General features: G+C 51.4%; 9 protein-coding genes. 4 read left to right on the top strand and 5 right to left on the bottom strand.

What is annotated here, in order from left to right; genetic code table 11:
• Nucleotides 1-445: 445 nt before the first annotated feature.
• From BFV97_RS18585 to BFV97_RS19275, 3 genes are all read right to left on the bottom strand, one after another.
• Nucleotides 446-1,066: a class I SAM-dependent methyltransferase gene (locus BFV97_RS18585; RefSeq protein ID WP_083225728.1), complete on the bottom strand. Its 621-nt coding sequence runs from the start codon at nt 1,064-1,066 to the stop codon at nt 446-448.
• A 4-nt stretch (nt 1,067-1,070) separates the two neighbouring features.
• Nucleotides 1,071-2,672 (bottom strand): HTH domain-containing protein, encoded by a 1,602-nt coding sequence (locus BFV97_RS18160; RefSeq protein WP_157888376.1) that lies wholly within the window; start codon nt 2,670-2,672, stop codon nt 1,071-1,073.
• Nucleotides 2,673-2,981: 309 nt separating this feature from the next.
• Nucleotides 2,982-3,284 carry an MAPEG family protein gene (locus BFV97_RS19275; RefSeq protein ID WP_425412290.1) on the bottom strand — a complete coding sequence of 101 codons (303 nt, stop codon included), beginning with the start codon at nt 3,282-3,284 and terminating at the stop codon, nt 2,982-2,984.
• A gap of 271 nt (nt 3,285-3,555) precedes the next feature.
• On the opposite strand from BFV97_RS19275, the gene BFV97_RS18150 reads away from it, so the two are divergent.
• Nucleotides 3,556-4,134 (top strand): TetR/AcrR family transcriptional regulator, encoded by a 579-nt coding sequence (locus BFV97_RS18150; protein WP_069301764.1) that lies wholly within the window; start codon nt 3,556-3,558, stop codon nt 4,132-4,134.
• A 249-nt stretch (nt 4,135-4,383) separates the two neighbouring features.
• Nucleotides 4,384-4,566, top strand: a complete 183-nt coding sequence (locus tag BFV97_RS18145) for a helix-turn-helix transcriptional regulator (protein WP_069301763.1) — start codon at nt 4,384-4,386, stop codon at nt 4,564-4,566.
• A 70-nt stretch (nt 4,567-4,636) separates the two neighbouring features.
• Here the strand turns inward: BFV97_RS18145 and BFV97_RS18140 are convergent, their stop codons facing one another.
• Nucleotides 4,637-6,157 (bottom strand): relaxase/mobilization nuclease domain-containing protein, encoded by a 1,521-nt coding sequence (locus BFV97_RS18140; protein ID WP_069301762.1) that lies wholly within the window; start codon nt 6,155-6,157, stop codon nt 4,637-4,639.
• A complete protein-coding gene (locus BFV97_RS18135) occupies nt 6,144-6,512 on the bottom strand; it encodes a plasmid mobilization protein (protein WP_069301761.1) in 369 nt (122 codons plus the stop codon). The genes BFV97_RS18140 and BFV97_RS18135 overlap by 14 nt, the downstream gene beginning before the upstream one ends.
• Nucleotides 6,513-7,504: 992 nt before the next feature.
• Between BFV97_RS18135 and BFV97_RS18130 the strand changes: the two genes are divergently transcribed.
• Together BFV97_RS18130 and BFV97_RS18125 are read left to right on the top strand one after the other, a co-directional pair.
• Nucleotides 7,505-8,389, top strand: a complete 885-nt coding sequence (locus tag BFV97_RS18130) for a hypothetical protein (RefSeq protein ID WP_157888375.1) — start codon at nt 7,505-7,507, stop codon at nt 8,387-8,389.
• On the top strand, nt 8,379-8,720 hold the full coding sequence (locus BFV97_RS18125) for a hypothetical protein (RefSeq protein WP_069301759.1): 342 nt from the start codon (nt 8,379-8,381) through the stop codon (nt 8,718-8,720). The genes BFV97_RS18130 and BFV97_RS18125 overlap by 11 nt, the downstream gene beginning before the upstream one ends.
• The last annotated feature ends 593 nt before the right edge of the window (nt 8,721-9,313 follow it).

Here is a 9,313-nt window from a genome sequence, read left to right as displayed (position 1 = left end):
GTCTTCAGGCCGCTCGCAGCCCTTCAGTAGTTCGTCCAGCAGTTCCTTGGATATGGTCATCGTCCTTGCTCCTCTCAGGAAGCATGGACCAGATCGCAGTTACACAGAAGATCGGACACTCTCAATGCGCTATGAATCCTTGATGACACTAACGCCGCATCAGGCGGCTCCATATTCTTGTTAAGCCAGTTAATGAGAGGCTGCATGCCATCTTTTTTGGACTTCACATATTCAAGGATTTGAAGGTCAGAACCGCGCATCCTTAGTAAAGACGGTTCATTTGCGCCAACAAGCCTAGCTGCTTGATCAACAAGCTGTCCCCACGACGGGCCCCGCTTAGTGACGCCGCCATCTTCCCAACTCACAGCCATCGATGTTCCTGCGCCAAGGAAAGGTATAACACGGCCCTCTTGATACAATCTTCGAAGGTCTTCTGGGCATTGCGTCATCTCTTGACCTTTCTAGCGATAAGCCTCGTCATCGAATGCACGTGCGGGATATTGTTGTGCGGATGGCTTTCATGCAGATCTTCGTCACTACTGAAAGTGACTTCCCAACCTTGATAATGCCTCAGGTACGTCGAATGTGGTACTAGACATGGATCGAAACCGGGATGCGCAGACAGGTCATGCTGTCGATCATTGAATGCACAGATGATGTTCCAACCATCCACTTCTGTTAGTTCCTGCAGACGGTGCACTACTGAAGCTATTTCATCTGCGGACTGCATGCAGTGCAACAACCCATAAGCAACCACTACATCGAACGGCTTGCCTCCTGCCTTAAGGTTTCGAACATCGGAGCATTGCCAATGCACGCTATTGCCGCCAAACGCGTTTTTAGCATTTTGGAGGGCAACCTCAGAGCAATCTATTGCGGTAACGTCGGCCCCCAACTTTGCAAGGGCAACAGCGTTTTTCCCCTCACCGCATCCAGCATCCAAAATCCTGCTGCCTTCAATCTCATTTTCTTCAAGAAATTTGGTGATTAAACTGCCAACTTCTTTCCCCCAAAAACATGGGCAAGCACGATATCCATCGTCATATCCACCATCGTAAATGCTCAAATATCTAGTCCTTCTCTATGGGCTTCAAACCCAGAATGTTGGCCATTGAGGAAATAGCTCTTTCATAATTAGTCTCTCCCGACCAATTATAAATAACCGCGTCAGCATCATTCATCATGACACTCACATCAGATTCCACCTCAGCCCCAATGGCGTCAAAGAAAACGGATTCATGTTCAGTTTCATCCAAACCCTCTCTTTGACTATAGAGCCGCAGAGCCAGGTCTGGCGTTGCATAGACATACAATAGGGCCAGTGCTCCTTCCGCCTTTGTACGTAAGGCCTCTAACGTGGACTGCTGTCGGATTCCGTCGACAATTACACGCTTTTCACCAAGCGAAACCGCTGCCGCAAAAAGCGCATCGGCTAATTGTTCTGGCCCACTTTCTTGATTGATAAAATCCCAGGCACTCTCCTGAAACTCCTTCCGAGGTGTTGTGGGTACTGCGGGGATCCCCATGAGTTTGGCGAGCACTCGACCGCTGTTGACCTTACTGTATCCAAACTTCTCTGCGAGAATGTCAGTGGCGGAGGATTTTCCGGACCCAATTCCCCCAACTACCACCAAAATGTGCGGTGCTTGGAACGGCTTCTTTCTGAAAATACGGAACTCAGCTTGAGCTTCTACCATTTCAGGTGACAGAGTTCGCCAACAAAGCTGTGACCAGTATTCAAACTCAACCAGATTAACGGTTTCAGTTTCCGTATTGATCCATCGAAGTTCATTAATCGATAGCTCATGTTTCGAGACTTCCAACCACTTGTCCCAGTCGCTCTCAGAAACTTCGTATTGATACACCACTGCAAGGTGCTTGCGCCCTAATGAAGTGGAGTTGTCATTTATCAGACCTAGAAAGTGCAGCTGTTCCGTTTGGATGGCCGAGTCTAGGCCGTCAACCTTGATTTCCTCCGTCAGTTCTCTGACGGCGTTTGCCCGAATCCCGAAGTCTTCACCGGTAAAAAGTGAATAATCTTCATCTGTAACGTGGCCTCCGAAACCAATGCACAAACTTCCTCGAAGGAACTGCGCAGCTCTGTTAAATCGACCACGCCTGAAAGACAAAACATGCTTCTTATGAGTTATGAGTACGTAAGTAATTACCTGTTTAAACTCTTCTGTTTCCTCAGCGGTTGTTCTCGCGATATGCTTAACGTTACTGTGAATCAGTTTTTCTAGATGGGGCTCAGTTTCTTGCCCAAGGCCCTGAAAATTCATAATTTCTCGACAGGCCGCACTAGGTATGACGAGAACGTTTTCCTTTGTCTGTCGTGGTCGCCTAGGCTTCGCTCGATATGGTTTAAGCTCCCCTGTCGGCTTCAGCGTAAGTGATCCATCTCCGAGTTGGCTTGCGCTACCCTCAGTCAACAGAGCTCGCAAAAAGAATACGCCCTTTCCCGTGCGTACAAAAATGGAATCGTCACCATTGTTGACGATCTCCATACTGAGGCGAGCCTGCATTGATTTTTGCGGTGTTCGACTGAACATGTCATCGGAAAACAACCCGGCCTCTTGTGCTTGCGCAATAATGTCTTGCACTCGCATTGGCCTTTTTTGCTCTCGGATTATCTGCTCAGCGGCCCAAAGGTATGTTGGTTTTCCCGTCAAAATTCTTCCAAAAATGAAATTCTATACGTACCCATTTTGATCGTTATCTTCGAGTTGGATGTCCTGCCCTAGGGAGAAAGAACCATAATTGCTTTAGGAAGTATAGTATAGAGGCACGAACGGCAGCTTCAGCGCTTCACCTTTCAACGTTTGCACACGCAGCGAATGTCTCCTTCCCGCCTGAAGTGCCGATTTCTGCGATGCAGCGTTTCAATATCTTGGGCGGAGAGATGACATTCGAAGCGACCTGAATTAAAGTCGGCTACGCAAGTATCATGGCACTTCCCCTCAACGCCTTTAGCCCTTTTCCTACATTAGAAGGGCGAAAAGTACGTGTAGAGCCATATAGATGACTATCAAAGAACCAATGGTATAGAAGGTGGCCCGAACTTCGTGTGTCTGCCGTGACGCATATGCGACGAAGTGTGCCGCGCGGGCTGCGACGAACCCATACATCAAGAATTGTGCAAGGATGAGCGGTGGATTTGTCAGCACGAACAGCAGCCCGGCGATCCAGAACGCCGGGATGTTTTCAAGGTCATTGCGATGCATGCGGCGTGAGCGATCAACGTAATCATTGACTTCAAGCTGAGAGGGGTCCGGGGTTTTTATTGATCGGGCCAGCGCGTAGGTCTTCCGGACTCGCCAGACCTGAGTTGCTCCGAAGCATCCGGTAAACGGTCATCCAACCTTGCCCCATCACTTTTAAGACCGTTAGGGCCGATGCAACTGCGTAGGTCACAAAGATCGGGTTTTCAAAGCCGATTTCCTGCATCGTCAATTTCCCCTTAGGCCTTAGAGTTCAAGCCATATGTCCATTTACTTACCAATGGTAAGCTTATATCCTACCATTGGTAAGTAGTCAATATCGCTGGGTGATTGGATGAAAACGGACGAGAAAATCCTTAAAACCGCACAGGCACTTTTGGCGTCGGATGGGTTCGGGGCAGTCTCTTTTGACGCAATTGGGCGTGCTCTTGGAATGTCGAAACAGGCTGTGCTCTATTGGTATCCATCCAGACAAGAGTTGCTTGCTGCAATGCTTGGCTCTTGGTTGGCAGCGGAGGCGGACGTAGCTGTGAATGCCGTTGACGGTAAAGATTCGCCCAACGCTGCAATCTCTGCTTTTGTCGAGGCTGTTGCGGCGTTCCATTTAGGTGACTTGGATCGGTTCCGAATGATGTATTTGGCTCCGCAGACCTTGAAAGCCGAAGTGCAAGCCCCAATGGAAACGGCGGCGCTCGATCAGGTGCATGCCACGACGAGCCGAATGTATGGCGCTTTGGCGGACCGCCTTGGGGGAGATCCGCTATACGCTCGCCAGCAGGCAACATCGATCCATTCTGCAGTTTTAGGGCTTGCTCTGATGTTTGGTCTCGCAGACGGGATCAAAGATCCGTTGAAACACTCGCAGCAGGATCTGATCGCCGCCCTTGTGGCGAGGCTGACCGATCTTGAATAGTGCAGCAGTAAGGAGATCGGGCTCGGAACTGCCGTTTGCTGCGACCGTCACCAAGGGCGGGTTGCAGACATTAGCTGCAGGTGCTCGATCATTGGGTCGCACTGCGCATCGCTGCCTTTGATTCACGCTTCAGCGGTGCACCGATATCGACCCAAAGACCTAACCGCGTCCGCATTTCCACCCCACCTTTAAACCTGGTTTTAAACCTATCCTGTTAGGTTGTGACAAATCGTTTAAAAAGGAAAGTACATGACGATTGATCGCATTTTGAGGCAGAAGGAAGTGATGCACCTGACAGGGCTGAGCCGGTCTACGATTTACCGCCGGATAAAAAGTGGGGAGTTTCCGTCTCAGATCAAACTGACCGCCCGCCTTGTGGGTTGGCGGCAGAGTGACCTGCAGCGTTGGCTGGACACGAGAGAAGATGCTTGACGGCGTGCAATTCGTCTGAACCGTTTCCAGAAGAACTCATACCCCACCAGCATATCCATACACTTTAGTTTCAGGGCCCGAACGCGGGCCCTGTTTCATTTTCATCGTCGGGCGCCAGTTCTTCGTGTTCGAAGATGTTCTCGAAGTCGTCGATTACCTCTTCTTTACTAACGTTATCGGCGGAGGGTGCTTCCTGCGCAGGCAGGTCGAACTCATGCTTAGGTCTCTCATTAGACCGTTTTCGATGATCTGGTGCGTCTTGTGTTGGCCACTGAGGCCTGTTTGCAGGTGTCAGGGGTGGCGGAACAGGCAGTGGCTTCTGCGGGCGTCCCATCGCGGCCTTGATGCTGCGGCTCCAGTTCTTGAAGAACCGAAACAGGGCCTCCCAACCATCCCCGTCTAGAAAGCTCCAATCCAGAACGCTATGAGCATGCCCAGCATCCCCAGCTGGGGTATCCCGAGGGCGATCTGCACTATCAGCAGCCTGCGCTGAGCCGATTGCGTCTCCTTTGCCCGTTTGTTGATCAGACTGCTTTGGGTTTTCAGCTGCTTGTGTATTTCCGATTGGCGTTTCGCTAGTACCTTTATGTCCTGCCGGATCAGGTCCGTGCTTTCCCTCTGTGTTTGGAAGGTCTTCTCTACCCGATGCAATGACTTGAGTGTCTGGTGCAACGCTTGCTCCATCAGCACGGGCATCTCGGCGATCCGCGCTTGCGTCTGTGTGTTCGAGGCGCGGGTCTGTGCCAATGCCTCCTGTAGTGGCGCGGCCAAGGCTGCGCTCTTTTGCTGTGACAACTGCCGGAAAGTCTCTGTCTGGCTCATAGGAAAAACCTCTTTCTGTTAAATTCTTTAAGGTGAAACTGCGGCCGAGCTTGGAGGCGGATATGTGATGCCCCTCAAGCCCAAAGGAGAAGCCGGAGAGCCTGCCGGTCGTCTCGGAGACATTCGGGCGCACATCCACGCCGCAGGCCTCTAACGCCTCTACAAAGTCGGTGGCGGTGATCGGTGCAGAGGTCAGATCCTTCAGCAGGCCTTGCAACTGAGATTTAGTGGAGATCACACCCCGGTGGGCCATTTCGAATTCACCGCGTTTCGGGGCTGCGATATGATCCCGCGCCTTGTCAGGGTCGAGCAAATGGGACGGTTCCACGCGGACCAGATCAAACCGCTCTTCAATCTCACGAATGACGGCTTCACTGCGGCGGTAGTCGTGGGAGTCGCTGACCACACTGCCGTCGAGCCGAATGCGGCTGGCCGCAATGTGAATGTGATCCCCGTGGCAGACGGTCATATAGCCTTCAAAGCCCATCCGTTCGGCCCAGAGGTCGCCAATCTGCGCCCACTCGTGATCGGACAGCTTCCGATCCTCCTGTGTTAGAGAGATCGACAGATGGACCATGTTCCGGTTCAGGCTGGGGCGCAGGTTCTTGAAAGCGTCCAGGTGGATCTTGGCAGCGTCCTCTTCAAAGCCGAGCGTTCCCCCGACAATATCAGCGCGATGTCGGATCTCGCCTTTGTTGTCGTGTTCTGCCAGCAGATATTCCACCAGTCCGGCTGCACTTCCACCTTTGGTCAGGTTACCGATTGCCATGGATGCCCCCGATCAGCCGGGCGCGGACCTGTTCGAGATCCCGCTGCAACAAAGACAGAAGGGGCAGAATGCGATGGTCCTCGGGACGGCCGCCTGTGTTCAGGTGATAGCACATCTGGTTCAGGTTCGAGGCCGTCCGGCTGAGCTCGATCCACGCCTGCCGGTTTACCAGAGGAACCTGCGGCACGCTCTCCTTGCTCAGGCCAAGCAACCGATCCCGAACCAGAGCCGCGACACTGCTCCCTGAGGCTGCTTTTTGCAGCTTACGATATTCGCGCTCGGTCAACCGCGCGGTGATCTGTTGATCCCGCTTGCTCTTTACACGCGGCCTCCCGCCTTTGCCCTTGGTTCCCATATCCAATTCCCACCGGTTGGCAGACAAGGTGCAAGCACAGCGCGCACCGCATCCGACTCGAGCGCCGCGAGGGGAGGCGAGCGTTTTTGCAGTGCAAAAACATGGCTCGCTATCCCCGGAACAACGTCTCTGGGAAGGCAGGTGGTTGCGCAGGGTTAAGGGGGCGTATACGGGGGGAATTGGCTACTTTAAGGAAGCAAAAATTATCGATGTATTGGACAAGAAAACTAAAGACAGACTTCTTGAAGCCAAAACAGTTCTGGATGGGGCTTTTGGTAAACCATAAGGCTATCGGAGTGAACTTATCTTCGGCGGGAAATCACTTGGAGACTATCATTCGTTCAAAAGGGCCACGACAATTTTCTTTTGGTGCTGTCTATACTGCAAAGCTCTTTTATTGGAGCGCAGATCTTTGCCGCGAACAGCTTATTTATCCGGCATACCAGACTTGCGATCAAACAAGACTGATTGAAGAAAACGGTCATAGGTGTTGAACGACACGAACGGCCCATAACAGCCATTCGCCGGCTCAGATCACGCCGTATTGCGACTTCACCAAACCGGACTTTCGCCGCGAGCGCAAAATCTGGTGCTGGTCGAACTCACAGACTGCGGACAACGCGCCTTTTCGCTGCGGCTCGCAAGCCTGGCTATGACGGTCTGAACTGCACCTTGGGAGCGCCCGTCAATAGGAAATGCTACAGTCGTAGCGATCTGGATCATGTTGCGTATGCGTTTGAAACATGCGATCTGTAGAGGGCGACTGCAACAAAAGGCCTGTTTGATGACAAAGAAAAGAACTATCGCGACAGCACTTGCTACGACGTGCATGGTTGCGCTTCCCGCCGCAACAGCACTTGCTCAGTCCTGCTACACGTCGGGAAACTCAATATATTGCAGCGATGGGTATTCAGCATACTCTTCGGGCAATTCCGTGTACGGGAACGATGGGTATTCCTCGTATTCTTCGGGCAATTCCGTGTACGGGAACGATGGGTATTCCTCGTATTCTTCGGGCAATTCCGTATATGGAAACGATGGGTTCAGCGGCTACTCTTCGGGCAATTCTTTTTATGGGAACAATGGGTTCAGCGCCTACTCGTCCGGCAATTCAATATACGGCAATTGGTCGAATTAGAGGCATGTCCAAGGCAGAACCTTTAACTGTCGGTTGGATTGTAGATGCGCCTTTTGGAGATTTTGCTTTTGAAGCCCCAGAAGCAAAACGCAAAGATAGGGGGCCTGCCTTGTCCGGTCGAGCTGTACAGGCGTGCCCTGCGGTTAACGAGCTTGAAAAACGTCTGTTTGTCGTCAAGGCACCATTCGACATCAAAATTGGCGTTGATAAGGACCGAGAAAATTACGAGCTTTTTTACGATGAACAACGGACACGTGTCGACCCAGACGTTGTTTCCCGATTCATTACATTTATGCCGCAGAACTTGTGGCGTTCTCCAAAGCATCCCGTTTTCCAAATCCTTCTGCCGTATGTATTTTTGTGCGACGAAAAGTGCTACTTAACGCAGCTTCCTCCCTTTTTGGATGAGTACACATGGCCGGGCCAGATGATCGCAGGTAGGTTTGAAATTACAAACTGGCCAAGGATTTTGAATTTCGCATTTGAGTTTTGTGATCTGAATAGCTGTCTTGAGTTGAGGCGAGGGCAACCTCTTTGCTATTTCATGTTTGAAGGAGACAACCCTGAGAGGTCTGTCCGCTTAGTACGAGCAAAGCAAACGGAAGAGGTGCGACAATTTCGAAAAGGTATTGATGGTATGCCAAAGTTTACTTCCAACACATTCTCCGTGATGGATGAGGCCGCTCGACGACGTCCGAGAAATTTGGTGATCGCAATTGAGGATGGTGATGAAGTCTAACGCAGTTTTTATTAATGCAGTCATGGATGTCAGGATTGAGCAGGGGATCTTTCATTTTTCTCTCGGCGAGATGGTCCCCGAGGAGGGTGGAAAGCCTGATTTCATTCCAGCTTTTCGGTGTGCGTTACCAGCAGATGATGCGTTCAATTTTTTTAGCTACCTTAGAGACAAGGCGAACGACGCGAGGCTTGCGGGGGGAAGCGATATGGAAGTCACCAAATCAGTTGCTTCATCGGAATTGGACAAATTGTCTCGAAACGACCGTTCACCAAGTAAAGTGGAAAAAAGGCGTAGGATTTCAGTTTCTGGTGGGGAGCCACATTCAAAGTAGATAAATTCGGTTTGGTTTTTACGAGTCGACTCTGAGCAAAGAACGGCCACAGTCGGATCTTCGAGTTGGGTGATACGGCTTTTAAGCTATGACTGAGTTGGGCTCCAAGCTGACTTGCGGTATTGCAAAGAGCGTCGCGGCTTCCCGCGAATTTGGGTGTCCGCTTTTAACATTGCGCCTTGATCAGTTTGCACCTGCAGCGAATTACCGCTTCTCTAATTGGGCGTTTGGGTCAAGCTCGTTTTCCTTCTATTTTGTCGATGAGATCGTATATCCGGGTCACGCTTCTCTTCGCAGTCTGGTTTGGCGTTCGAAGTGCGCCGCTGCATGCATGTGTCGGATTGGAAGTGGAGAGCCCCGCTTTCCGGCGCGCTTCAAGTTGCGCAGCAGACATTTTCGGCTTCGTCCACGAACCTCGTCCGGATTGGACGATCCCGTCAGGTTAGGGGGTAGGCTACTTGTTCATGCCGTGGGAGTGTCATAAACTTTGTGTATCTGGTCTGGCCCATGCGGGTTTTAGATACAGTCACGCATTGAAGCGATCCTCGAACATTATGGCGAAATGATTGCGGGCCGCAAACCATTCTCGAACA

The sequence above is a fragment of the Neptunicoccus sediminis genome (assembly GCF_001719615.1).
GTDB lineage: Bacteria > Pseudomonadota > Alphaproteobacteria > Rhodobacterales > Rhodobacteraceae > Amylibacter > Amylibacter sediminis.
The sequence above is the reverse complement of the archived record's forward strand: the minus strand, read 5'-3'. Positions and strand labels throughout refer to the sequence as shown.